Origin of the sequence: Paraburkholderia sp. SIMBA_027, assembly GCF_046535315.1 — a bacterium.
Classification (GTDB): Bacteria; Pseudomonadota; Gammaproteobacteria; order Burkholderiales; family Burkholderiaceae; genus Paraburkholderia; species Paraburkholderia tropica.
Genome location: NZ_JAWRWY010000731.1, coordinates 1 through 266 on the forward strand (window position 1 = coordinate 1; position 266 = coordinate 266).

Here is a 266-nt window from a genome sequence, read left to right on the forward strand (position 1 = left end):
CGATCGACAGCGCCAGCAACGGCAGGTTCAGCGAGGGGTCAGCGCCGGCCAGCGGCGCCAGCAGGCCGGCCGCGCCGACGATGCCGACCGTGGCCGAGCCGGTGGACACCGACAGCAGCATGGCGATCAGCCAGCCCAGCACCAGCGGCGGAAACGCGAACTGGTGGGTCAGGTGGACGATGGCGTCGCCGACCTTGGCGCTGGTCAGCACCTGCTGGAAGGCGCCGCCGCCAGCGATGATCAGCATGATGCCCGCGATGGGCTTG

1 pseudogene is annotated in these 266 nt (G+C 71.1%); it reads right to left on the reverse strand.

The features are described from left to right. Nucleotides 1-266: pseudogene (locus SB764_RS40975) on the reverse strand (gluconate transporter); the annotation flags it as partial.